General features: G+C 71.8%; 23 protein-coding genes and 1 riboswitch. Of the genes, 16 read left to right on the forward strand and 7 right to left on the reverse strand.

Annotated features, from left to right (window positions below):
• Positions 1–55 precede the first annotated feature (55 nt).
• The 8 genes from pdxS to G555_RS21065 all read left to right on the forward strand — a co-directional run bounded on the left by pdxS (position 56) and on the right by G555_RS21065 (position 7,870).
• Entirely contained in the window at positions 56–961 is a 906-nt protein-coding gene (gene pdxS, locus G555_RS0104390) for a pyridoxal 5'-phosphate synthase lyase subunit PdxS (protein ID WP_028707934.1), read from the forward strand.
• Between the two features lie 49 nt (positions 962–1,010).
• Positions 1,011–1,616, forward strand: a complete 606-nt coding sequence (pdxT, locus tag G555_RS0104395) for a pyridoxal 5'-phosphate synthase glutaminase subunit PdxT (RefSeq protein WP_028707935.1) — start codon at positions 1,011–1,013, stop codon at positions 1,614–1,616.
• Positions 1,617–1,953: 337 nt separating this feature from the next.
• Positions 1,954–2,083, forward strand: a riboswitch (cobalamin riboswitch).
• A 90-nt stretch (positions 2,084–2,173) separates the two neighbouring features.
• A complete protein-coding gene (locus tag G555_RS0104400) occupies positions 2,174–3,739 on the forward strand; it encodes an ABC transporter substrate-binding protein (RefSeq protein WP_028707936.1) in 1,566 nt (521 codons plus the stop codon).
• On the forward strand, positions 3,721–4,704 hold the full coding sequence (locus G555_RS17905) for an ABC transporter permease (protein ID WP_051208424.1): 984 nt from the start codon (positions 3,721–3,723) through the stop codon (positions 4,702–4,704). The genes G555_RS0104400 and G555_RS17905 overlap by 19 nt, the downstream gene beginning before the upstream one ends.
• Positions 4,701–5,594, forward strand: a complete 894-nt coding sequence (locus G555_RS0104410) for an ABC transporter permease (RefSeq protein WP_084634711.1) — start codon at positions 4,701–4,703, stop codon at positions 5,592–5,594. Before G555_RS17905 ends, G555_RS0104410 begins: the two co-directional genes overlap by 4 nt.
• A complete protein-coding gene (locus tag G555_RS17910; RefSeq protein ID WP_051208426.1) occupies positions 5,591–6,499 on the forward strand; it encodes an ABC transporter ATP-binding protein in 909 nt (302 codons plus the stop codon). Before G555_RS0104410 ends, G555_RS17910 begins: the two co-directional genes overlap by 4 nt.
• Entirely contained in the window at positions 6,496–7,140 is a 645-nt protein-coding gene (locus G555_RS17915; RefSeq protein WP_051208428.1) for an ABC transporter ATP-binding protein, read from the forward strand. The genes G555_RS17910 and G555_RS17915 overlap by 4 nt, the downstream gene beginning before the upstream one ends.
• On the forward strand, positions 7,133–7,870 hold the full coding sequence (locus G555_RS21065) for a hypothetical protein (RefSeq protein WP_051208430.1): 738 nt from the start codon (positions 7,133–7,135) through the stop codon (positions 7,868–7,870). Before G555_RS17915 ends, G555_RS21065 begins: the two co-directional genes overlap by 8 nt.
• A gap of 18 nt (positions 7,871–7,888) precedes the next feature.
• On the opposite strand, the gene G555_RS0104430 is transcribed toward G555_RS21065, so the two are convergent.
• The 6 genes from G555_RS0104430 to G555_RS0104455 form a co-directional block, all read right to left on the reverse strand.
• The gene (locus G555_RS0104430) at positions 7,889–8,764 is read right to left on the reverse strand and encodes an alpha/beta fold hydrolase (RefSeq protein ID WP_245581193.1); all 876 of its coding nucleotides are present in this window, start codon (positions 8,762–8,764) and stop codon (positions 7,889–7,891) included.
• Positions 8,765–9,339: 575 nt separating this feature from the next.
• Positions 9,340–10,803 carry an MFS transporter gene (locus tag G555_RS17925; protein WP_051208432.1) on the reverse strand — a complete coding sequence of 488 codons (1,464 nt, stop codon included), beginning with the start codon at positions 10,801–10,803 and terminating at the stop codon, positions 9,340–9,342.
• Between the two features lie 40 nt (positions 10,804–10,843).
• Positions 10,844–12,274 carry an LTA synthase family protein gene (locus G555_RS0104440; RefSeq protein WP_051208434.1) on the reverse strand — a complete coding sequence of 477 codons (1,431 nt, stop codon included), beginning with the start codon at positions 12,272–12,274 and terminating at the stop codon, positions 10,844–10,846.
• Between the two features lie 167 nt (positions 12,275–12,441).
• The gene (locus G555_RS0104445; protein WP_028707940.1) at positions 12,442–13,518 is read right to left on the reverse strand and encodes a glycosyltransferase family 4 protein; all 1,077 of its coding nucleotides are present in this window, start codon (positions 13,516–13,518) and stop codon (positions 12,442–12,444) included.
• Positions 13,511–14,578 carry a glycosyltransferase WbsX family protein gene (locus G555_RS0104450; protein WP_028707941.1) on the reverse strand — a complete coding sequence of 356 codons (1,068 nt, stop codon included), beginning with the start codon at positions 14,576–14,578 and terminating at the stop codon, positions 13,511–13,513. Before G555_RS0104450 ends, G555_RS0104445 begins: the two co-directional genes overlap by 8 nt.
• Before the next feature lie 75 nt (positions 14,579–14,653).
• Entirely contained in the window at positions 14,654–16,480 is a 1,827-nt protein-coding gene (locus tag G555_RS0104455; RefSeq protein WP_245581194.1) for an ABC transporter ATP-binding protein, read from the reverse strand.
• Positions 16,481–16,599: 119 nt separating this feature from the next.
• On the opposite strand from G555_RS0104455, the gene G555_RS23350 reads away from it, so the two are divergent.
• From G555_RS23350 to G555_RS17940, 6 genes are all read left to right on the forward strand, one after another.
• Positions 16,600–16,746 (forward strand): lasso RiPP family leader peptide-containing protein, encoded by a 147-nt coding sequence (locus G555_RS23350; RefSeq protein WP_169337861.1) that lies wholly within the window; start codon positions 16,600–16,602, stop codon positions 16,744–16,746.
• 128 nt (positions 16,747–16,874) lie between these two features.
• Positions 16,875–17,984: an asparagine synthase-related protein gene (locus G555_RS17930; protein ID WP_211223173.1), complete on the forward strand. Its 1,110-nt coding sequence runs from the start codon at positions 16,875–16,877 to the stop codon at positions 17,982–17,984.
• Positions 17,981–18,454, forward strand: a complete 474-nt coding sequence (locus G555_RS17935; RefSeq protein WP_036921251.1) for a lasso peptide biosynthesis B2 protein — start codon at positions 17,981–17,983, stop codon at positions 18,452–18,454. The genes G555_RS17930 and G555_RS17935 overlap by 4 nt, the downstream gene beginning before the upstream one ends.
• Positions 18,451–19,398 (forward strand): phosphoenolpyruvate carboxykinase (ATP), encoded by a 948-nt coding sequence (locus G555_RS22550; RefSeq protein ID WP_028707944.1) that lies wholly within the window; start codon positions 18,451–18,453, stop codon positions 19,396–19,398. Before G555_RS17935 ends, G555_RS22550 begins: the two co-directional genes overlap by 4 nt.
• The gene (locus tag G555_RS0104480; protein ID WP_028707945.1) at positions 19,395–20,609 is read left to right on the forward strand and encodes a nucleotidyltransferase family protein; all 1,215 of its coding nucleotides are present in this window, start codon (positions 19,395–19,397) and stop codon (positions 20,607–20,609) included. The genes G555_RS22550 and G555_RS0104480 overlap by 4 nt, the downstream gene beginning before the upstream one ends.
• A 10-nt stretch (positions 20,610–20,619) precedes the next feature.
• Entirely contained in the window at positions 20,620–21,471 is an 852-nt protein-coding gene (locus tag G555_RS17940) for a glycosyltransferase family 2 protein (protein WP_051208436.1), read from the forward strand.
• 44 nt (positions 21,472–21,515) lie between these two features.
• Here G555_RS17940 and G555_RS0104490 read toward each other — a convergent pair whose 3' ends face one another.
• Positions 21,516–21,785: a PqqD family protein gene (locus tag G555_RS0104490; protein WP_028707946.1), complete on the reverse strand. Its 270-nt coding sequence runs from the start codon at positions 21,783–21,785 to the stop codon at positions 21,516–21,518.
• Positions 21,786–21,958: 173 nt separating this feature from the next.
• On the opposite strand from G555_RS0104490, the gene G555_RS0104495 reads away from it, so the two are divergent.
• Positions 21,959–23,086 (forward strand): glycosyltransferase, encoded by a 1,128-nt coding sequence (locus G555_RS0104495; protein ID WP_028707947.1) that lies wholly within the window; start codon positions 21,959–21,961, stop codon positions 23,084–23,086.
• Positions 23,064–23,900 (forward strand): phosphatase PAP2 family protein, encoded by an 837-nt coding sequence (locus tag G555_RS0104500; RefSeq protein WP_028707948.1) that lies wholly within the window; start codon positions 23,064–23,066, stop codon positions 23,898–23,900. Before G555_RS0104495 ends, G555_RS0104500 begins: the two co-directional genes overlap by 23 nt.
• Positions 23,901–23,925 lie beyond the last annotated feature (25 nt).

A 23,925-nucleotide genomic window follows, 5' to 3' on the forward strand; every position in this document is an offset into this window, starting at 1 on the left:
TCCAGCCAGAGCCGTCATTTTCTGGATCTGTGTTTGGTCCAGTAACTCGCCCACGATGGATCCCATGACGACTGTGACGGGATCTCCCCTGGTCAAGCGAGGCTTGGCCGACATGCTCAAAGGCGGCGTGATCATGGACGTGGTCACTCCCGACCAAGCCCGGATCGCCGAGGACGCCGGTGCCGTGGCGGTGATGGCGCTGGAACGCGTCCCCGCGGACATCCGCGCGCAGGGAGGCGTCGCCCGGATGAGCGACCCCGACCTGATCACCGGCATCAAGCAGGCCGTGTCCATCCCGGTCATGGCCAAGGCACGGATCGGGCACTTCGTGGAGGCCCAGGTGCTGGAGCACCTGGCGGTCGACTACATCGACGAGTCCGAGGTGCTCTCCCCGGCCGACTACGTCCATCACATCGACAAGCACGCGTTCACCGTGCCGTTCGTGTGCGGAGCGACCAACCTCGGCGAGGCTCTGCGCCGGATCGCCGAAGGCGCCGCGATGATCCGCTCCAAGGGCGAGGCCGGCACCGGCGACGTGTCGGAGGCGACCCGGCACATCCGCACGATCCGGCACGAGATCGCCGTGCTGAGGGCCACCTACGAGTCCGGTCCCGAGGAGCTCTACGCCGCGGCCAAGGACCTCCAGGCGCCCTACGAACTGGTGCGCGAAGTGGCCGAGACCGGCTCGCTGCCGGTCGTGCTGTTCACCGCCGGCGGCGTCGCGACCCCGGCGGACGCGGCCCTGATGATGCAGCTCGGCTCGGACGGGGTGTTCGTGGGCTCGGGCATCTTCAAGTCCGGCAATCCGGCGAAGCGCGCCGCGGCCATCGTGAAGGCCACCGCCCTGTACACCGATCCCGGGGCCATCGCGGACGCCTCCCGCGGGCTGGGCGAGGCCATGGTCGGCATCAACGTGGCCGACCTGGCGGCGCCCCACCGGCTGGCGGAGCGGGGCTGGTGAGCCTGCCCGGGTCGGCAGGGCGCTCCCGGCGCGGGCCACGGGGTGCCTCGTGAGCGCCCCCACCGTGGGCGTGCTGGCCCTGCAGGGCGGCGTTCGCGAACACCAGTTCCTGTTGGAGGGGTTGGGTGCCCGGGTGGTCCCCCTGCGGACGCCGCCCGACCTGCTCGGTCCCGACGGCCTGCGGGTGGACGCCCTGGTGCTGCCCGGCGGCGAGTCGTCCACCATCGACCGGCTGCTCCGGCTGTTCGGCACCGACGAACCCCTGCGGGACGCGATCCGCGGCGGCCTGCCGACGCTCGGCACGTGCGCCGGACTCGTCCTGCTGGCACGCACGGTGCTCGACCCGGCACCGGGTCAAGGGTCGCTGGGCGTGATGGACGTCGCCGTCCGGCGCAACGCGTTCGGGCCCCAGCTCGACTCGGCGGAGATGGACCTCACGACGGCTCTCGGCCCGGCGCGGGTCGCGTTCATCCGCGCCCCGCGGGTGGAGACGGCCGGCCCGGGTGTCGAAGTGCTGGCGCGGCGCGGGGACGCGATCGTCGGGGTGCGGCAGGCGACGGCGACCGGCATCGCCTTCCACCCCGAGCTGACCGGTGAGACCCTCTTCCACCGCCGCCTGCTCGCCGACGCGACCGGAGCGTCCCAGGCAGCGTGACGGTCCTTGAGCTTGTCCCCCCGTGGGGTCCTTGAGCTTGTCCCCCTGTGGGGTCCTTGAGCTTGTCGAAAGGACCTTGGTGGGTTGGGTTGGGGTGGCTTCGACAGGCTCAGCCACCGGGTCTTTTGAGCTCACCCGTGGGGTCCTTGAGCTTGTCCCCCCGTCGGGTCCTTGAGTTTGTCCCCCCGTCGGGTCCTTGAGCTTGTCGAAAGGACCTTGGTGGGTTGGGTTGGGGTGGCTTCGACAGGCTCAGCCACCGGATTCGGGGCCGCGCTGCGGACGTCGTCCGGGCCGTTCTCTCGAGAGCAGTTCGCGCTCTTCCCGGCGTAGCCGGTGGCCACACTGCTAGCCTCCCGGTAGCTCGGTGTGAGGAACCCGGTGAGAGTCCGGGACGGTCGCGCCACTGTGAGGCCCGCGTGTTCCACGCGTTCCGAAGTCAGACACTCGGCCGGGCGGCTTTGTTCACCACGGACGCGTCATCCGAGCAGGTGGGTCTGCCAGAGGCTGTGTGAGCCATCTCGGCCCGCGTCCGCATACGAGACGCGAAGGAGGCTCACATGTTGCGCAGACGCCGAACATGGACGGCCATCATCAGTGCAGTGCTGGCCATCGTGCTGGCGGGATGCGGCAGCGGAGCCGGGGCACCGACACAAAGTGCCGCCGACGACCATCTGACCATCTACAACTCCTACAAGGTCGCCAGCCTGGACCCGAACGAGTCCGGGACGAACTGGCTCTTCGACTGGGGGATCGCCGAGAACCTGCTCCAGGTCGACGAGAGCGGCGAGATCCAGCCCTGGCTGGCCGAGAAGGTCGAACGGGCGACCGACACGACCTGGAACATCACCCTGCGATCCGGGCTCACCTTCCAGAACGGCACGAAGCTCGACGCGGCCGCGGCGGCGAAAGCGCTCAACCGCCAGGTGACGGGCTCGAAGGCGAGCCAGGTGTACATGGACGCGAAGTCCGTGTTCACCGCCACCGGCGACCTGACCCTGACGCTGACCACGCCCCAGCCGAACGCCATGGTCCCGGCGGCACTGGCCTCGCGGGACAACGCCTTCCAGATCTATGACGTGTCCGTCGTCGAGGCCGCCGACGGCGACTCGACGAAGATCGCCGGGAAGGGGGCCTTCACCGGTCCCTACGCGATCACCTCGTGGACGCCGGAGAACCTGGAGATGACCCGCTACGACGGCTACTGGGCCGGCACGCCGGCGATGGCGGCGGTCACCGTGAAGGTCGTGGCCGATGAGCAGGCGCGGATCGCCGGCGTCCAGAGCGGGCAGGCCGACCTCGCGTTCTACCCGTCACCGGACGCCAAGCTGTCGCTCGACGGACGCACCGACGCCTACTTCCTGCAGTCGGAACTCGCTCTGCAGGCGCTGCTCGTCGACATGAACCTCACCGCCGCGCCGTTCGACGACGCCGCGGTCCGCACGGCGTTCCTGATGTCCGTCGACTACGCCCAGCTCGCCGAGAAGGTGGCCAACGGGGTCTTCGACACCGCGACCGGCCTGTACCCGGCGAGCATGTCGTACGCCGTCGCCAACCAGAAGACCGACGTCGAGCAGGCCAAGACGGTGCTCGCCGCCGCGGGCTGGACCGAGGGGTCCGACGGCATCCGCACCAAGAACGGGACGAAGCTCACCGTGCGCTTCGTCACGCAGGCGCAGGGCCCCGAGACCCTCGCCCTGGCCAGCGCCATGCAGGCGCAGGTGAAGGAGGCCGGGTTCGATCTGCAGATCAACAACGCCGAGGACTCCGCGAAGGTGAAGGCGGACATGTCCGCCTGGGACTCGTCCATCGGCCTCAACGGGTCGCTGTCGGGGACCGCCGATCCGATCCAGCCGTTCCTGAGCCGGTGGACGACCGGGGGCTCGGCCAACGCGCAGGGACTGTCCAACGCGAAGGTCGACGCCATCGGCGCGAAGCTGCAGACGACCTTCGACGAAGGGGAGCGTGACACGCTCCTCAAGGAGGCCCAGAACATCATCGTGACGGAGAACGCATACGTCTTCGCCGCCACGTACAAGCGGTTCCTCGTGGTCGCCTCGCCGGCCTGGAAGGACTACACGGTCTCCAACGTCCGGGCGCACCTGCGGTGGAACACCGCACCGTAGCCGGGGCGCCGTGGCAGCGGTGGTGGTTCCGCCTCCTCCTCAGGCGGACCGCCACCGCCGTCCTCGTGGCCCTCGGGGCGAGCGTCTTCATCTGGGCGCTCGTCCCGCTCATGGACGGAGATCCCGCGCGTCTCACCCTGATCGCGCGGGGTGTCTCCGAACCGCTGCCCGATCAGGTGGCACAGATGCGTGCCGACCTCGGACTCGACCAGCCTCTCCCGCTGCAGTACCTCTCGTGGCTGAAGGGCGCCGTGACCGGCGACTTCGGTTTCTCGTGGCAGTCGGGGCAGCCGGTGGTCTCCGAGTTCGCCGCGCGGGCGGTGCCGACGGTGCGCCTGGCCGTCGCGGCGTTGCTCCTCAGCCTCGCCGTCGCGCTGCCCGCCGGGCTTGTCGCCGCGCGGTTCGAGGGGCGCTGGCCCGACCACGTCCTGCGTGGGGCCGCGATCGTGAGCGCGTCCACGCCGTCGTTCCTCGTCGGTCTGCTCCTGATCTCCTATGCGGTCGTCCCTCTCGGCTGGGGGAGCGTCGTCCTCGACGGCCAGTGGTCGCAGGTGTTGCTGCCCGCGGTGTGCCTGTGCTTCGGCATGTTCGACATCTGGTCGCGGGTGTGGCGCGGGGGTGTCGTGGCGGGCCTGCACTCCGGGTATGCGCAGGTGCTCCACGCGCGCGGCGCGACCCCTCGGCGCATCCTTCTGCTGCATGCCTCTCCGAACGCCGCTCCGCCGCTGATCCACATCGTCGCCGTGTCGACCGGTGCGCTGCTCGGCGGGGCGGCCATCATCGAGACGGTCTTCACCTGGCCGGGGATCGGGGCCTACATGGTGACGTCCGTGCTGGCGCGCGATCTGCCCGTCGTCCAGGCGTTCACGGTGATCGCGACGCTCGTCTACGTCGCGTCGAGCCTCGTCGCCGACCTGCTCACCGTCGCCGTCGACCCGCGGCTCCGCCAGCAGGTGCAGCGATGACCGTCAGCGAGGCCGTCCGAACGGTCCGCGGCGCGCGCGGCGGAGCGCCGGCCCGCACCGTCCGCGGCCCCCTGCGGCGCGGGCTGCGAACCCCCCTCGGCCGGATCGGCCTGGGGATCGTCGTCGTCCTCGCGGTGGTGCTCGTCGCGTCGCCGTTCCTCGGCCTTCCCGATCCGGCCGCGCAGAACCTGGACGCCAAGCTCGCCCCGCCGAGCGTGGAGCACTGGCTCGGCGCGGACCATCTGGGGCGCGACGTCCTCGCCCGGACGATCGAGGCGACGATCCGTTCCTCGCTGGCGGCGTGCCTCGTGCTCGTCGGCTCCCTCACCATCAGCATCCTGGTCGGCGTCCTCGCCGCGACCGGCGGACGGAGGCTCGACACCGTCCTCATGCGCATCGTGGACGTGGTGCTCGCCGTGCCCGGGCTCATCCTCGCCCTGGCGATCGTCGGGCTCCTCGGGCCGGGTTTCGACCATCTGCTCATCGCCCTCATCGTGTCGTCGTGGGCCGGGAACGCACGTCTGGCCAGGGCGTACGCGCTGGCGATCGTGCACAGACCCTACGTGCAGGCGGCGCGGCTCGCCGGCGTCGGCCGGTGGCGCATCCTGCTCACCCACATCGCGGGCGGAGTCGTGCCCCAGATGCTGGTCGTGGCGACCCTCGACCTCGGCGGGGTGATCGTACGGCTCGCCGGACTGTCGTTCCTCGGCCTCGGGCCGATGCCTCCGGCGGCGGAGCTGGGCGCCATGCTGGGCGAGTCCCGCGCCTACCTCACCAACGCGCCGTGGCTGTTCGCCGTCCCCACGATCGCGATCGTCGCCCTCACCCTCTCGGCCAACCTCATCGGCGAAGCGGTGAGCGACGCCGCTCGGAATGCGGGGGAGTCATGACCATCCTGGCGGTCGAGCACCTGTCGGTGCGCTACCCGAAGGGGGCGCTGGCCGTCCGGGACGTCGGGTTCCGGGTGAGCGCCGGGGAGGTGCTCGCCCTCGTCGGCGAGTCGGGCTGCGGAAAATCGACGGTGGCCAAGGCGCTGCTCGGCGGTCTGCCGCGGGGCACCGAGGTGCAGGGCAGCATGCGGCTGGGCGACACCGAGCTGAACGGCGCTCCGGCGGCCGGGCTGAGACGCGTCCGCGGCACCCGGCTCGGCTACGTGAGCCAGGATCCCTTCGGGGCCATGGATCCGTTGTGGCGGGTGGGCGCGAACGTCGCCGAGGCGTGGCGGGTGAAGGGCGCGAGGCCGTCGGGAGAGATGATCGAACGATCCCTGCGGGACGTGGGCATCGACGGGGCCGCCGCCCGGGCGCGGCAGTACCCGCACGAGTGGTCCGGGGGGATGCTGCAGCGGGCGGAGATCGCGGCGGGCAGCGTCTGGGGGCCGGAGCTCGTCGTGGCGGACGAGCCGACGGCGGCGCTGGACCACCAGCTCGCCGACGCGATCGCGGCGCGACTGCGCGCAGCGGCCGATGCTCTGCTTCTGATCAGCCACGATCTGTCCCTGGTGCGGCGCCATGCGGACCGGATCCTCGTCATGTACGGGGGCAGGATCGTCGAGGAGGGTGCCTGCCGCGACGTCCTCGACGGCCCGCGGCACCCCTACACGACCGGGCTGCTCGCCGCGATACCCCGGCCCGGTCACGGCCTCCCGGTGCCGCTGGAGGGCTCTCCCCCCGACCTCACCGTCGTCGAGGCGGGATGCTCGTTCGCCCCACGCTGCGCCCACCGGACCGCGGACTGCCTCCGCCTGACCCCGACCCTGGAGCGCGGAGCGGCCTGCCCGGTGGTGAACCGATGATCCTCGAAGCACGATCGATCGGCTTCGGCTACGGCGGCGGCGAGGACCTCCTGTCCGGCCTGTCGCTGACGGTCCGGGCCGGCGAGATCGTCGGGATCCAGGGCCGGTCGGGCTGCGGCAAGTCCACCGTGCTCAAGCTGTTCGCGGGGGTCCTCACCCCCACCGCGGGCTCGCTCGGCTGGCAGGGCCGGGACCGGCCGGCCCCCGGCTCGGTGGGCATGATCTTCCAGGACGCCACGGGCAGCCTGAACCCGCGCTGGCCGATCGGGCGCAGCGTCGCGGAGCCTCTTCTGCACTGCTCGCGTGCCGAGCGTCGCCGTCGGGTGAGGGAGGCGCTGGCGGCGGTGCGCCTGCAGGAGCTCGACCCGCGGCTGACCCCGCGGCAGCTCTCCGGCGGGCAGTGCCAGCGCGTCGCCATCGCCCGCATCCACGCGCGGTCTCCCGCTCTGCTGCTCGCCGACGAGCCGACGAGCGCCCTGGACGCCTCCGTCGCGGCCGGCATCATCCGGCTGCTTCGCGAGCTGGCCGATGTCGGCACGGCGATCGTCCTCGTCAGTCACGACCCGACGGTGCTGGGCGTCCTGTGCGACCGCATTCTCACCCTGGACAGGGGAGTTCTCTCAGGAGGTATCGATGGCTGAACCCGACCCGACAGGACCGGCGCTGAGCGAGTTGCGCCGGCTCTTCCCGGCCGCCGGCATGGAGATCGGAGGTCGGTGGTACGAGGCGCAGGCGCTCGTGGGCGAACCGGACATCGTCGCGACGCTCGTCGCGGACCATGCGGCCTTCCGGCGGATCGAGGAGGGCCGGTACGCGGCGTCCCTGTTCTTCCAGCGTTACTGCCACCGGCTCTGCGGGGCCGTCGTCGGGGTGTGGGTGCTGAACCGCTCCGCGCTGGACGCGTCACCGGGCCGGGTGAGCATGTGCGTGCGCGATGCGAGCCCGGCGAGCGTCCGGCTGAGTGGGGCCACGCGGCCGGCGGACACCCCGGAGGAGCTCGTCCGCGGTCTGGTCGACGAGCATCTGCTGGTGCTGGCCGGTCATCTCCACGAGCGCTACCCCCTCACCCTTCCCAATCTGTGGGGCAACATCGCGGCCGGGATCGGGCAGGCGGCCCGCGCCCTGTCGCGGATCCGGGCTGCCGACGAGGTGCGGGCGGCGGTCGAGCCCGTGCTGGCGACCCGTCCGCTGTTGGGGCGGCTCGGCGAGTTCCGCGTCCTGTCCGGACCGCAGGGTCCGAGGCTCTTCTACGACCGCCGTACCTGTTGCCATTGGCATGAGATCCCCGATGGGAAGTTCTGCTCGTACTGCTCGCGTCTCAGCCAGGACGAACGGACCCGGCGGTTCGCGGCGAGCATGGCCGGCGAGTGACCGCGCGTCCGTCGCGGGTCAGGCGTGGACGGCGTCCAGCACGGCGGCCGCGAAGGCCGCGGGCGCCTCGACCGGGACGTAGTGGCCCACACCACCCATGCAGATCGTCCGGACGTCGGAGAAGTGCTCGCCGAGCCGGTCGGACCAGGCCCGCGGGTACAGCGGGTCGTTCTCGGGCCACAGGACGGTCGTGGGCGCGGCGATGCGGCGCTGCGGCGCGGGTGAGCGCTCGGCGACCGCCCGGGCGAACATGTTGGAGCGTGAGCGGTACCACCCGATGGAGGCGGTGAAGGCTCCGGGTGCTCCGTACACCGTCACGAGGTGCTCCAGGTGTTCGGGTGCCGGTTCGTGCCCCGGGCCCGACCAGTGCCGCCAGAAGTGTTCGAGATAGGCGCGCACGGCGTCGGGCTTGCCGTCGACGAGCCGGTCGGCCAGGTCGAGGTGATGGAAGGACTGATACCAGAACTCCTCGATCACCGTCGGGTCGAGCACCCGTTGCCCGAGCCCGGGCAGCGGGGGAGCGAGCACCAGCGCGCGGACGACGTCGGGCCGGGTGCAGGCGAGCTGCTGGCCGATCCGGCTCCCGATGTCGTACCCCCCGATCACCGGACGGTCGAGGCCGAGCTCCTCGATGAGGCCGAGGACGCTGCGGGCCTGGGCCTCGACGCTGTAGGCCTCTGCCGGTTCGCGGACGTGCTTGTCCGACTCGCCGAACCCGCGGAGGTCCGCGACGACGACCTCGGTCGTCTCGGCGAGGAGGGGCACGACATCGCGGTAATCCGTCCGGTCGCCCGGCCAGCCGTGGAGCAGCACGACGCCCGGGCCTCGCCCGGTCCGCTCGTAGGCCAGCCGGAAGCCGTCCACCGCCTGGCTGAGTCCCGACAGCACGTCCACGCCGACCTCCCACACGTCCGATGTGTGCCTGTCTGCTCGCCACCCTAACCCCAGTTGCCACGCACGGGCTGTGCTCGCTCCGCGTTGTGGACCGGAGCTCCGGGTCGATCCGGGGTTCGGCGGAGCGGACGCGTGGGGCCCCTGGCGGGTCGGAGGTCGCAGCCGTAGGCGCGGGGGCCGCGCGCGGGTGTGGGCTTCGAACGGGGTGCCTTCCCGGGACGAGCGGTCGTGGGTGCTCGGGCGTGTGTGGGTTCGGTTGGGAGTCGGGGCGTGGAGCGGTTCCGGGATTCTCCCGACCACGTGCGGATCGGACAGGTGTCCTGTGGCTGGGGGGACGGAGCCGGGAGCGTGGACGGGACTGGCCCCCGCCGAGCTTGCGAGGCGGGTGGTTGCGCGCGGCTCCGTCCCCCCAGCCACAGGACCGAGCCCAACCCGCCCACAGCTCCCAACCCGACCACAGCAGCTCCCGACCCGACCACAGCACCCGACCCGACCACAGCACCCGACCCGACCACAGCACCCGACCCGACCACAGCAGGGCGTCGACCGTGATCGTCAGCGCGGACAGGGACGGTTCATGCGGACGTCCCCGTGCCTTCGGACTGTTCGGTGGCGGTCGAGCGGTCCCGTGCGCCCAGGGGCCCGATCCTCGGAATCAGCAGCACGACGGCGCTGACGAGGAAGGCGACGCCGCACAGGACCCACATCGTGGCGTAGCCCCACACCCCGGCGAACGTGTCGCCCTGCGCGGTCGCCGTGCCGAGCGCGACGGCGAACAGAGCGCCCCCCGCTGCACCGCCGAGCGTCCGGAGTGCGTTGTAGACGCCGACCGACTCGCCGGTCTGGCCCGTGGGCGTGAGTTCGGCGAGGAAGGCGGGAAGGCCGCCGAGCAGCACGCCCATGCCGAACCCCGCGACGACCGCGTAGCCCCAGATCTGCCACATCTGCAGATGAAACGCGGCGATGAACAGGTGGGCCGCCATCGCGAGAGTCGCGCCGAGCACGAGCGTCCTGCGCGGACCGATGCCGTGGGCGATCCGCGCGAATGCGGCGGCGCCGACGGTTGCGAGCAGCCCGATCGCCGCGATCACGAGGGAGATCCTCCCCGGCGAGGCCGAGAAGCCGTAGCCGGTGACGGCGGGGTCCGCGCTCAGGAACGTCGTCAGCGGAGACTGGCCGCCGAGCAGCACGGCCCCGAAGAGGAAGCCCGACAGGTGGATGGGAGCCGCCTTCCAGGACGCCACGAGCGCCATGTCGACGGCGGGGCTCCGGGTGCGTCGCTCCCACAGCACCCACAGCACGAGCAGGACCACGGCGAGCCCGAGCAGGATCAGGGCGGCGGACGATCCGACCCCGCCGGCCGAGGCGAGCCCGAGCCCGCTCAGCAGCGTGACCATGACGACCGCCAGGCCGAGGAAGCCGGGGACGTCGATGCGACCGGGCGTGCGGAACGGCGTCTCCGGCACCTGGGCGTACACCGCGTAGAGGCTGATTCCCAGGGGGATCAGGGGCACCAGTGAGGTGACCGTGAGCGAGGGGGACACCGAGGCGACCAGCCCGGCGGCGAGCGTCCCCAGGATCACACCGCCGGTGAGGCTCGCGACGAGCATCCCGACCCCTCGTCGTGCAGACTCCCCCGAGAGCCGGCCGTGGACGATGGCCACCTCCAGCGGGAGCCACACCGCGATCGGCCCTTGCAGGACTCGCGCGCCGAGGATCAGCCCGTAGCTCGGCGCGACGGCGATGACGAGCGACCCGAGGGTCACCGAGACCATCGCGAGGCGCAGCAGTCGCCGGTGCCCGAACATGTCGCCCAGCTTCGACAGGAGCGGGACGCACACGGCCGCGGACAGGGTCTGCACCGTCATGAACCAGGTGATGTCGGCGTCGCTGATCGCCAGGCTCTCGGCGATCCGTGGGATCAGCGGCGAGTAGTAGCCCTGGACGAAGCCGCTGGCCAGCTCACAGAAGACGAGGAACCCGACGACCGTGCGGAGGTTCGGTTCCGGCGCGTGCGTGCCGTGCTCGACAGCGGACATGCGGATGGTCCTGTCCCTCGTGGGCCGTGGCCCGGCGGCCCTAGTCCTGCCAGAACTCCTTGTACAACGCCGAGGACGGCGCGGTGACGGTTGCCTCGTACTCGTCGGAGGGCAGGGCGAGGGCCGTGTCGGTGAGGTCGTGACCCCCCATGAGCGACACCCCGAGCCCGGCCCGGCCGTCGACGAGGGAGAAGCCGAGCAGTTCGAGCGTCGTGGGCAGGATGCTGAACTGGTCGGTGCGAGGCCGGTCGAACGCGACGGGGTCGGGGCTGGACACGCGGAACACGATGGTGCGGTCGGACGCTCCCTCGAGTTCGGTCTTGAAGGCGCCTCCGTCGCTCGTCGCCTTGAGATGGTCGCCCATGAGCATCACGACGGTGTCGTCGAGGACGCCCTCGTCCTCGAGGTAGCCGAGGAAGTCGGCGACCGCGCTCATCGAGCAGGTGATGGCCGTCGCCATCGCCACGGCGTCGTCGGTGTCGCAACTCGGGTAGACGCCGCCCGGCTCATGGGTGTCGAGGGTGAAGATCGTCAGGTTGTACGGGGTGTCGGAGGCGCGGAGCTCGGAGACGGTCTCCCGGGCGTGCTCCAGCAGTCGTCGGTCGGAGAGCCCCCAGACCGAGATGTCCTCCTCGTCCTCGCCGGCCGCCTCCCAGACCTCCCGGCCGAGGATCTGGTCGTACCCGTGATCGGAGAGGAAGGTCCCCTTGCCGGCGAACCGCGAGTCTGCACCGCCGAGGAACACGTTCGTGTAGCCCTCCTCGGACAGGACGTCGCCGAGGCACGTCGCGCCCGGCAGATAGGTCGTCACCTTCTCCCCGAAGTCGTTGGGGTTCACGCCGTCGACGAGGAGCTTGCTCTTCAGCGGGATCCCGCACTGGGTGCCGACGATCCCGGCCATCGTCCACCCGCCGCTCGGGTACTGCTCCAGCCCGTCGTAGACCTCCCAGCCGGAGGTCGCGTCGTCGAGTCCGGACAGCAGGTCCCTGCCGAAGATGGAGGCGTCGGAGAACGTGTTCTCCATCGATTCGAGATAGATGGTGATGAGGTTGCGGGGCTCCTTCGCCTCGGCGGCGACGGCCGGCGTCGCGTAGTACGCGGCGAAGGTGCGATCGCTGAGGATCGCCACCGCATACTGCGGGACGCCGGTGACCGACAGCAGCACCGCCAGCGACACGGCGAACGCGAGCCCGGTCGCGACGAGCGGACGACGCACGGCGGTCTTCACGGGAGGCGGACGATGACCGCGCGCCCGCCGGATCAGCCGCCGGGCGACGGCGACCAGGCTGACGACGAGCACGGGCAAGCCGATGCACACGACGGCCGCCTCGATCACCAGTCGGTCGTTGCCGACGCCCTCGCCACCGGTGATCGGGAGATTGAGGAGAACCTGCTCGAGGATCACCGATCCGAACCGGAAGTTGATCCACCAGGCGGTCGCCAGGAGGACCAGAGCGAGGGTCGACAACACCCACGGGAGCGGCGACAGTCGCGAACGTTTCGATTGCTGAGACCCGTTCCTCGCCATAATTCAGACGGATGTTACCAGCGCGACATGTGAATGCCCTTGACATCCCGGGGTTCGATCCGTGGTGGACGCTGGGTGCAGCACGGACCGCGATACGGGCGACCCGGCGGTCAGCCCCGCCCGCGCGTCCGGTACAGCTCCTCGTACGCGTCGGCCACACGGGTGAGCGAGAACTCCTTCGACCGGGCCAGCCCCGCTGCCGCCAGCTCCGCCAGCCGCTCCCTGTCCTGCAGCACCTCGACGAGGGTGGAGCCGAGTTCCCCCATGGAGGAGAGCACGCCGTACCTCCCCTCGCCGGTCACGTACCTGGCGCCGATGTTCGGCGCGGACACGACCGGCAGGCCCGACGCCATCGCCTCGACGTACGGGATCCCGAATCCCTCGTAGGACGACGGCAGGCAGAACACCCAGGCCTTCGCGTAGGCCTCCTCCAGCTCGGCGTCGGACAGCCGGCCGAGCACCGTGACCCCGTCGCCCGGGTCGGCCGGCGCGTCCTGGGTGACCATGAGCAGTTCGGCGTCGGGGATCGCCGGGCGCACCTGCTCGCTGAAGATCCGCGCGAGCTCGCCGCCGCGCTTGCGGCCGCCCCAGGTGCCGACGAACAGCACCGTCGGGTGCGGCGTCGACAGGCCGGATCGGGGATGGAAGCGGGACGTGTCGATCCCGTTGGGAATGACGTTGTGCACCCACGGGGTCCAGCGCAGGGTGGCGGGGGAGACGGCGACGGTCACGTCGGCGACCCGGGTGGCGAGCACCTCGGAGAAGCCGAGGAGGATCATCCGCGCCTTCTCCTTCAGGCCCTTGATGTGCAGGGCCTCCTCGAAGCACGATCCGTGCAGGGTCCGGACGTGACGCGGCACCCGGCGCCGCCACAGCCAGTAGTCGTCGCCGTGGGCGTGGAGGACGTCGTACGAGCTCAGGTCGGCGTGCCGCAGCCGGGTCGCGAAGCGGAACGTCCGCAACGGGCCGTCGAGGTGGATCCGGTGGTGTCCGTACCGGGCGCCCTTGACCGGAGGGCATTCGCTGAACACGTCGACCGTGTGCCCGCGGCGGGCGAACTCGGTGGCCAGCTCGTGCACCTGGTACCCGACGCCGATCTTGCTCCCGCTCGGCAGGTAGTAGGAGATCATCGCGATCCGCAGCGGACGATCGTCGAGGCGGTGGTCGTCCGGGGGCCGGTCATCCATGACGCAGTCCTTCCCGCAGCGCCTGGAGCCAGGCGCGGCCGTCGGTGAGGTCGGGCTCGAGGTGGTTGCCCTCCGCCCACTCGTTCCACGACTTGATCCACAGCAGTCGCTCGGCGGGCGGCCGGTCGGCGATCGTCGCCACGGCGGCGGCGACGTTGCGCCGGAACTTCTCGGGTGTGGCGCCCGTCAGGACGACGCCGCCGCGGCCCGAGCGCGGGGTGTTGTCCCAGTTCGGGTACACGCAGGGCTGGATGTGCGGGCCGGTGAGGGAGTCCGCCTGCACGGCGTCGTTGTACGCGTAGATCTCGGGACCGCCGAACAGCTTGCGGAAGGCGCGCATCCGGAACACCGCCGCGTCGGTCCTGACGGCCGGGATCTGCATGAACACGCTGGCGTCGAACCCGTCGGCCTCGCCCCGGTCGTAGCGGATCTCGCCGTGCATGTTGCTCATCTCGGCCACGAGGTACAGCCCCGGCAGGCCCGCCTGGCGGGCCATGGCCTGCCAGCGGTCGACGAACTCGGCGGCGTCGGGCAGGTCCTCGGGGCGGAACACGTAGAAGACGGGACGATCGCCGACCCGCAGGTAGCGCTCGTCGCGGAACGCGGGCAGCACCGTCTCGAAGTGGAGCCGGTCGTCCTCGGCGCCCGGATAGAGCTGCTCGCGCAGGATGCGGTCTCTCGCACCGTGCCAGATCCCGCTCCAGGTCTGGTTGGCCCAGGCGAGGCAGAACGAGATCTCCGGTGCCCCCGACGCGAGCACCTCGGTGAACGGGCGCTCCAGGATCCGCGTGCCGTGTCCGAACCAGTAGTGCCAGTACGCGAACGCCTCCACGCCGTACTCGCGGGCGAGGTCGCTTTGCGCCTGGCGGGTCTCCGGCACCCGCAGGTCGTAGAAGCCGAGCTCCGAGGGGAGCGTCGGCTGCCGGTGTCCGGGGAACAGCCGTCGCGCCCTGGCGGCGTTCGTCCATTCCGTGAAGCCCGGCCCCCACCATTCGTCGTTCTCGGGGATCGGGAAGTACTGCGGCAGGTAGAAGGCGATCGCCCGCGCGTTCAGGTCCATGTGACCTCCCTGTGTGGTGACCGTGGGCACATGATAGTCAGCGCGCGGCGGCGGCGGATGTCCGGCGGATGACCGTCATGCCTCGTCGCGCGGCAGATAGGCGGCCGCCTGCAGCCGGAACAGCTCGGCGTACAGCCCGTCCCGGTCCATGAGGTCGGCGTGCGAGCCCGACTCGATCACCCGCCCTGCGTCGAGGACGTAGATCCGGTCGGCGGCGCGGACCGTGGAGAACCGGTGCGAGATGACCAGCGCCGACCTGCCCGCGAGGGTGGCGCGCAGCGACGAGAACAGGTCGTACTCGGCGCGCGGGTCGAGCGCGGCCGACGGCTCGTCGAGAATCACGAGCGGGGCGTCCCGGTAGAAGGCCCGGGCGAGGGCGACGCGTTGCCACTGCCCGCCCGACAGGTCGTGCCCGCCCGCGAACAGGCGGGTCAGCGGGGTGTCGTACCCCTCGGGCAGGTCGGGGACGAACGCGGCCACGCCCGAGGCCTCGGCGGCGGCGACGATGCGGGCGTCGTCGGGCTCCTCGTCGGGACGCCCGAGCGCGATGTTCGTCCGCGCATCCATCGCGTAGCGGACGAAGTCCTGGAAGATGACGGCGGTGCCGGCCGTCACCGTGCCGGGCGGGAGATCCTCGTGCGCGACGCCGTCCCACGTGACGACCCCGCCGTCGACCGGGTACAGCCCCGCGATGATCTTCGCCAGCGTCGTCTTGCCCGATCCGTTCTCGCCCACGAGCGCGACGACCTCGCCGCGGCCGATGCGGATCGACACGTCCGCCACGGCGGGGGCCTCGCGGCCCGGGTAGGTGAACGTGACGCGGTCGGCCACGACCTCGGTGAAGGGGCGCGGCGGCGGTGCGGCGACCGCGGGACGTTCGGGGGCGAGCCGCAGGAACTCCTCCAGGTCGTCGATGAACAGCCCCGACTCGAAGATCGCCTGGACGCCCCCCGAGAGGGACTGGACCTGGGAGGCGATCATGCGGACGGCGACGAGCGCGGCTCCGGCGGCGGCGATGGACAATCCGCCGGTGGCGATGAGCCACACCATGACGAAAAGGGTCAGGCCGAGGATGAGCGCCGACGTCAGTTGCCCGACGAAGCTGAGGCCGGCCCGTCGACGGAGGTGGGCGCGCAGATCGTCGAGATAGCGCGTGTACACGGCGTTGAAACGCGCCCGCAAATTCGGCGAGAGACCATAGGCGCGCACTTCCTTCGCCTCATCCCGCCCGGTGAGAAGAATCGACAGGTAGGTGCGGTGGCGGAGGGGCTGCGTCTGCGCGACGCTGAATCGGAATTCGAGCCGGCTTTCCTGCCTGCTGGTGAGGAGAAGGGGAATGCCGCCGATCAGGAGAAGGGGGAGCAGAAGGGGACTGAACGCGACGAGGGTCGCGCCGAGACCCACGCCGGCCACGACGGCCCCGATCGACGCGATGACACCGCTGGTCACCTGGAACGGGCGGGTCAGCGCGCTGGAACGGACGCGGTCCAGCCGGTCGAAGAACGACGGATCCTCGAACTGACGCAGGCCCACCCCGGTGGACACGTCGAGCACCGATTGCCACATCGTCCGGGCGACGCCCTCGCCCACGTAGCGCGAGAGGGAGCCCTGCAGCGACCCTGTGACGGCGCTCAGGGCGGTGACAAGGGCCATTGCGAGGATCGGCAGCACGACCGGCTGCACTCCCGTGGTGGCGAGATCCAGGATCGCGGTCAGCAGCCACTGCACGACGATCACCTGGGCGGCGAGCAGGACCGCGGTGATGAGCTGCAGGCACGTCAAAGCCACGAAGGGCAGCCGGGCAGACTGCCAGACGAGACGGGTGCTGAAGCGCACAAGGTGTCTCAGCCGACCGAAGGACCGTCGTGGACGCTGAATGTCCATGGACCCGGGAATGGCCACGCGATGAGCATAGCGGCGACGCAATGTCCTCTGGATGAACGGCTGTGGAGCCGGTCCGGGTCTAGGTAACCTATGCGCAGCACATGGAGTGCTTGTGCTCTAACTGGGGGGAGTTGCACATGTCGTATGAGGCACCAACGTTGGTTGAGGTCGGGACGGTCGCGGGTCTGACGCGCGGCCTGGATACCCTCACCGAATGGAATGACGAATACCACCTGTGGGGCTGGACGGTTCAGTTGCCCGGCTCCGGTAACGGCCATTCCTGAAAAGCACTGACGTGGCCCGGGGAGCTGATCCCCGGGCCACATCTGTTCCAGTGATGCCTGCGTCACAGTTCAGGCGCCTTACAGGGCTGGAGAGATCGGCCGGGACACCCTTGGGTCTTTCGGCGAACGTGCCGGCCCAGCCGTCCGAGGGGTTCTGCTCGGCTCGCGAGGCGCTGGAGGCGGTGATCGAGGATGCCGTCGTCCGTGCTCACGGGCGTGCGGCTGTCCTGTTCTCGGGCGGTCGCGACTCGTCGGCGATGCTGGCGGTCGTGACGCTCGTGTGCCGTCGGCTCGGTGCCGACGATCCCGTGCCGGTGACCGCTGTCTACCCGCACGATCCCGACACCGACGAGACGAGCTGGCAGCAGTTCGTGCTCGACCACCTCGGGCTCCGCCGTCGTGCCGTGATCGAGGTGACGACGCAGCGCCGCATGCTGAGCGCCGAGACGCGGGGGAGTCTCGGTCGATGGGGAACGGTGTGGCCGGTCGCCGTCCACACGCAGGCGCTCTATTTCGGCGCGGCCGAGGGAGCCGTCTTCTTCACGGGGGAGGGCGGGGACGGCCTCCTCGCCGGTGCGCGGATCACGCCGCTCTCCCTGGTCAGGCAGGATTTCCCGCGCGTGCCGGGCAGCCTCGCGCGTGCCGCCGCGGCGGCGCTCACGCCCAACCCCGTGTACCGCCGGACGACCGTCCGCCACGGGCTGGACGCCGGGTGGCTGCCGTGGATCCGCCCTGCCGCCCGCCCGGACGTCCTCGCGGGCCTGGCCGCGACCCGCGGACCGCTGCGCTGGGACCGGTCGCGGCGGGGCGTGCTGCGGCAGCGGTCCGTCGAGCTCGTCGACGCGAACTCCGTCGTCGCCGCGAAGCTGGCCGGCGCCACGCTGTGTCACCCGCTGCTCAACCCGTTCTTCGTCGACTCCCTCGCCGAGGACGGGGGCGCCTGGGGCTTCCGGGGCCGCACGGACGTGTTCCGGCACCTGTTCGCCGACCTGCTGCCCGACGCGATCCTCGCCCGCACGAGCAAGGCGGCGTTCAACTCGTCCCGCTGGGGCGACGACGAGCGCGATTTCGCCGTCGGCTGGACGGGTGAGGGCGTCGACCCGACCGTCGTCGACCCGGGCCCGTTGCGGGCCGAGTGGCTGAAGGAACGCCCGCATCCCGTCGCGTCCTTCCTCGTCCACGACGCCTGGCTGGCGACGCAGACCGCGGCGGCGTCCGACGCCGGAGGCCGTGAATGACGAACGCCGTCGCACGTCTCGGCCGCGTCTTCCGCCTGCCTCCCCGCCGCTGGGCCGGGATGGCCCGTGTCGCCGCGAACGCGATCCTCGTGGAGTGGTCGCTGCGTCACGAACCGCTGCCGCGCACGGCCGGGCGGCTGGGGGTGGGCACCGGCGACCCGTCCGGGCGCGAATCGGCGGCGCTGCTGCTCACGATCAGGGAGCGGGAGGCGGTCGACGACGTGCGCAGGGTGATCTCGCGGCGACCGTTCAACGGGACCTGCCTGCGTCAGGCGCTGCTCGTCGGGCACGCCCTGCGCGAGCGTCGTCCCGTGCTGCAGGTGGGTGTGCGCAAGGACACGTCGGAGGTCAGGGCGCATGCGTGGCTCGTCGTGGACGGCGTCGTGGTGGACGATTTCGCGCCGCGCCCCCGGGCCGCCGCCGGGTTCGTCGTGATGCCGATCGATCTGGACGAGGCGGGGCTGCGATGAGCGACAGACATCTGTCGAGGCTGTACGGGCTGGTCGTCGAGACGGACTTCGACCTCCACCAGTCACGTCCGGTGCCGGTCGGCACGGAGCCCGACGTCGTCGTGCTCGACGGCGGGGCGATCGACGTCCCCGCCGGGATCGCCGACGGCGAGCCGATCCTCGACCACTGGTGGGACGGCGAACGGACCTACTCGGCCGCCCGGACGCCGGAGGGCTGTGTGCTGCGATTCCACGGAGCGTGCGAGTTCCGGATCTCGCCCGAGCTGACGCAGGTCGTGCTGCACCGCCACGCCGCCGCCGATCCGGGGATCGGCACGATCCTCACGACCGGCGGCCTGCTCGCCTTCCAGTTGTTCCTGCGGGGGCTGCCGGTGCTGCACGCGTCCGCCGTCGACGTCGGGGGCGGGGCGATCGCGTTCGTCGGGAACTCGGGGCAGGGCAAGTCGACCATGGCCACGCTGCTGTGCGCCGACGGGGCCCGGCTCATCACCGACGATGTGCTGCGGGTGGACATGGACGGTGACGGTGCGGTCGCGCGGCTGGGTGCGACCGAGCTGCGGCTGCGCAAGGGCGCCGACGAGCTCGCCACGCTCTTCGCTGCGGACGCGGGCCCTGGACGGCGGCGCAGCGCCGACGACCGGCACGTGCTGCGTCTCGCCGACGACGCCCAGGACAGGGTGCCGCTCCGGGCGATCGTCGTCCCGAGCCCGCGGCACGACCTGGCCGACATCGCGCTGCACCCCGTGCCGGCCCGTGAGGCGCCCTTCCTGCTGCTGCGCTGCCTGCGACTCGCCGGATGGCAGGACGAGCGCGTCGCCACGGAGCATTTCGCGGCGATGGCCGCGGTCGCCCGACGGGTGCCGGTCGTGGTGGCCGAAGTCCCGTGGGGTCCCCCGTTCGACCCGCGTGTCGCACAGCGGCTGCGGACGGCGGTGGTGGCGTGACGGCGATCCGGCCGCAGACGGCCACCCGGCAGAGGCATCGGCCGCGGGGCGGAGACAACGGCGTCCCGCCCCTGCGGCCTCTCGCGGGACTCCTCGTCGAGGCTGTCCGCGGGGTCACGTCCGCGGCGCTCGGCGAGGAGGTCGCCCGCGAGCCGTCCGAGTCGGTCGTGGCGGCGGGGCGGATGCACCGCGTCGGGCCCGCTCTGCATCGCCGGGTGAAGGACGCCGCGGGCCGTCCCGCGGACTGGGCGGCCCCGCTCGCGGCGCAGCGCCACCTGCAGCTCATGCGGCACATGCAGGCCGGTGCCGATCTGCGCCTGGTGTACGAGGTGCTGGCCGGTGCCGCCGTGACGTGTGTCGTCGGGAAGGGCCCCGTCGCCGCCGACCTGGTCTGGCCGGCACCCGACATGCGCGAGTACTACGACGTCGACCTGTTCGTCGACCGCCGCGACTTCGCCCGTGCGCTGGATCTGCTGCTGGCGGCCGGGTGTGTGCTCGCCGACCGGAACTGGCCCGAGATCCTGCGCACCGGCCGCGCGGAGATCGCGCTCCGCGGCCCGGCGGGGACCCACATCGATCTGCACTGGGACATCGCCGTCACCCCGAAGCTGCGGCGTGCGTTCCGGATCGACCTGCCCGCGATGCTGGGCCGTTCGCGGGAGGCCGTGCTCGGCAGCGGCGCACGCGTGCGGGTCTTCGACCCGGTGGACACCGTCCTGCACCTGGTGTTCCACGCCGCGCAGGCGGGGGCCGGCCGGCTGATGTGGATCGGGGACGTCCACTACGCGGCGGCCGCCCCCGGCTTCGAGTGGACGGAGTTCGCCGCGCGGGCCCGCGGAGCGCGGTTCGAGACGCCGGCGGCGCTCGTCCTCGCCCGCGTCGACCGATGCCTCGGCTTCGCGCACCGCCCGCCGGACGGCGTCCTCGCCGCCGGCCTGTGGGGGAGGCTGGCGCACCGGCGCGACGCCCGGGGCGCGTTCCCGGGGCTTCCGGGCGACCGGGCGACCGGCGGGCGGCTGTATTCCAGCGCGCGCCGGACCGTCGTCGCGTCGTCGCGTGAGGCGCTCGTCGAGGCCTACCAGGTCAGGGCCATCGAGCGCCGGGTCGCCGCCGAGGGGCCCGAGGAGCGCGTGCTGTACCGCGACGTCCCCGATCCGGCCGCGCGGGAGGCCTATCTCGCGGCCGTGTCGGACCGGGAGAGCGGACTGTAGGGTTTCGCCGATGCCCAGGCTCTCGGTGCTGATGACGGCCAAGGACGCGGCCGCGACGATCGGCGAGGCGGTTCGCTCGGTGGTGCGTGCGCTGCCGGCGGACGCGGAGCTGATCGTCCTCGACGACGGGTCGCGCGACGACACGGCCGTGGTCGCCGGGACGGCCGGCGACGCGCGGGTGCGGGTGCTGCGGGAGGAGCTCAACGTCGGCTATGCGCGGGCGCGTTCCGCCCTGCTGTCCCGGTCCGACAGCGAGTTCGTCGCGATCATGGACGCCGACGACGTGTGCTTTCCCTGGCGATTCCGCCACCAGGCCCGCGCGCTCGGGTCGGCCGATCTCGTGACGTCCCCCGTCGTCCGGTTCTCGACCCCGCCGCTGCGGCTCCACCCGGGAATCCCGTACCCCATCGCGGAGCGGGCCATGGCGCTGCACCTGCTCATCGGCTGCCCGCTCGCGCACCCGACCCTGATGGCGAAGAGGTCCGTCGTCGACGCGCTCGGCGGCTACCGGGAGGTCGTGGCCGAGGACTACGACCTGTACCTGCGGGCGGTCACCGGCGGGTTCCGGCTCGCACGCACCGGGGTCCCCTGCGTGGCGTACCGGACGCACGCCCGCCAGGCGAGCGCCCAGGTCGACTACCCGGCCCGGATGGCGGCCGACGGCACCTTCCAGGATGCCGTGGACGACTTCCTCCGCGACGAGTTCGGCTATGTGCGTCCGGCCGGTGAGCGGGGCGTCCCGGGACGTTTCGCGCCGTGGGAGCGGATCGACGCCATCCTGCGCCGGGAGGTGCGCGCCCGCGGCCTGGGGTTCACCCAGCGTCACCTGCTGCGGCGGTACCGCGTCAGGGCGCTGCCGTGAGGAGCCCCGGTGCGGGGACGTGGCGGCGGTGCCGCCGGGCCGGGTCAGTCCGCGGCGGGCGGGTCGGCCAGCAGCCGCTTGGCCTCCAATTGCGCGACGAAGGCGGCGGCGTCCCGCTCGGCGGTCGCCGCGTCGATGCCGAACTCGGCGACGAGACGGGCCGCGAGCTCGGGAAGGCTGCGCTCCTCGGTGAGCTCTTTCGCCAGGATCGCCCCGGCCGCGTTGGTTGTCAGGTAGGTCGAGTTCTGGAGGTCGAGGATCACGAGCTCCCCGTCGATCTCCTGCCAGGTCAGTCCCTCGGGTCGAATCCTCACGGTGCGTCCTCCCGCCTGCGTCACCTCACGTCCCGCTCCGGGACGGCCGACCGCACGACTGGCCGCTGTCGGAGGCTCACCTATAGTAAGGCAAAGGTGCTTGTGTCGGCCGTGGCGGGGGGAGACCCGACGCGCGGCCGGGACGGTCCGCTCCGACGGACGGGAGGTCGACCGTGACGGCAGCCACGCCCGTGGCCCTCGCTCACGACTACGTCACCCAGCGTGGCGGGGCGGAGCGTGTGGTGGCGATCATGGCCGAGGCGTTCCCCGGCGCTCCCCTGTACACGACGCTCTACGAGCCGTCGGCGACGTTCGCCGACTTCGAGTCCCTCGACATCCGGACGTCCGTGCTCGACAAGGTACCGGCCTTCCGGCACGATCACCGGCGGGCGCTGCCCTTCTACGCTCCGGTGGTGTCGCGCATGACCGTGGACGCCGACGTCGTCGTCGCCAGCTCGTCGGGCTGGGCGCACGGCATGGCGTGCACGGGCCGCAAGATCGTCTACTGTCACGCGCCGGCGCGGTGGCTGTACCAGGAGGAGCGCTACGTCGGTCCCGCCGAGGGGAGCCTGTCGGACCGGCTGCGGCGCCGGGCGTCCCTGGCGGCCCTGGCCGTCCTCGGGCCCGCGCTGCGGTCGTGGGATCACAGGCAGGCGGCGACGGCCGACCGCTACCTGGTGAACTCGTCGGTGATCCGTCGGGCGGTGGCCGACACGTACGGCATCGACGCCGAGGTGCTGGCGCCGCCGCCGGCGATGAGCCCCGACGGTCCCGAGACGCCGGTCGCGGGGCTGACCGGCGGGCCGTTCGTGCTGTGCGTGGCGCGGCTGCTGCCGTACAAGAACGTGGACGTCGTCATCTCGGCCGTGCAGCGGATCGACGGGCTGTCGCTGGCGGTCGTCGGGCGCGGTCCCGACGAGGAGCGGCTGCGGGAACTCGCGGCGGCCGACCCGACGATCCACATCCTCGGCGGCGTGTCCGAGGAGGAGCTGCGCTGGCTGTACGGACACGCGGCGGGGCTCGTCGCCGCGTCCTACGAGGACTTCGGGCTGACCCCGCTGGAGGCGGCGTCCTTCGGCAAGCCGACGGCGGCGCTGCACGGCGGCGGGTACCTGGACACCATCGCGCCCGGCGTCAACGGGCTCTTCTTCTCCGAGCCCGTGCCGTCGCAGGTGAGCGAGGGCGTCGGCCGGCTGGTGGACACCGACTGGGACGAGGCGGCGATCCGTGCGCATGCCGAGTCGTTCGGCAAGGCACGCTTCTGCGACCGATTGCGGGATGTCGTTGCCGACGTCTCCTGACGCGGGGTCGCGCCGAGCCGTCCTGATCCTCGCCTCCGTCGTGGCCGCGGCGGTGCTGTACGGCGTGGCGAACTGGACGGGGCCGGGTCAGGCGACGGACTCCACGCTCATGGCCGTCGGCCTCGGGCTGACGGAGCTGGGCTTCCCGCTCGAACCGCTGCGGGTGGCGCGGACGCTCTCGGTCGCCCTCGTGGGGGTCGTCGTGTCCGTCGGGCTGGTCGTCGCCGCGGCACGGCGCCGCTGGGCCTCCGCGGTGCGCGGCGGGCTGCTGGTGGCCCTGACCGCGGCGGGGGCGATGCTGTTGCGGACGTTCCTGCCGCGACCGTGGCTCGGCGACGACACCTATCCGTTCAACACCTGGCCCAGTGTCCATGCGGCGACGGCGACGGCTCTCGTCCTCGCCGGGGCGGGGCTGCTCCCGCCGTCGGCCCGGACGAGCGCCACCCGGCGGGGACTCGTCGTCCTGATCGGCGCGCTGGGGGCCTTGTCCATCGTGACGCTCGCCCACCGTCCCAGCGACGTCGTGTGCAGCATCCTGCTCGCCGGGGCGTTCGCCCGGCTGGTCCTGCCGCCGGCCGCCCCCGCCGACGGACCCGGGGAGGCGGGAGCCGGGATCGCGCCCGCGGACGCCGTCCCGCTGTGGCAGCTCGGCCTGCTCGCGGTGTCCGCCACGATCCTGACGGTCGCGTTCGCGGTCAGCGGGGCGTTCCTGCTCGGCGTGCTGGTCAACGTCGTCTGGTTGTGGTTCGCCGCCGCCATGGCGGTCACGCCCGTGCGGTGCCGACGTCCGCGGCCTCCAGCCGAAGGGCGATAGTCGGTCAGGTCGATGTCGTCATCCA

Origin of the sequence: Propionicicella superfundia DSM 22317, assembly GCF_000423465.1 — a bacterium.
GTDB classification, from domain to species: Bacteria; Actinomycetota; Actinomycetes; order Propionibacteriales; family Propionibacteriaceae; genus Propionicicella; species Propionicicella superfundia.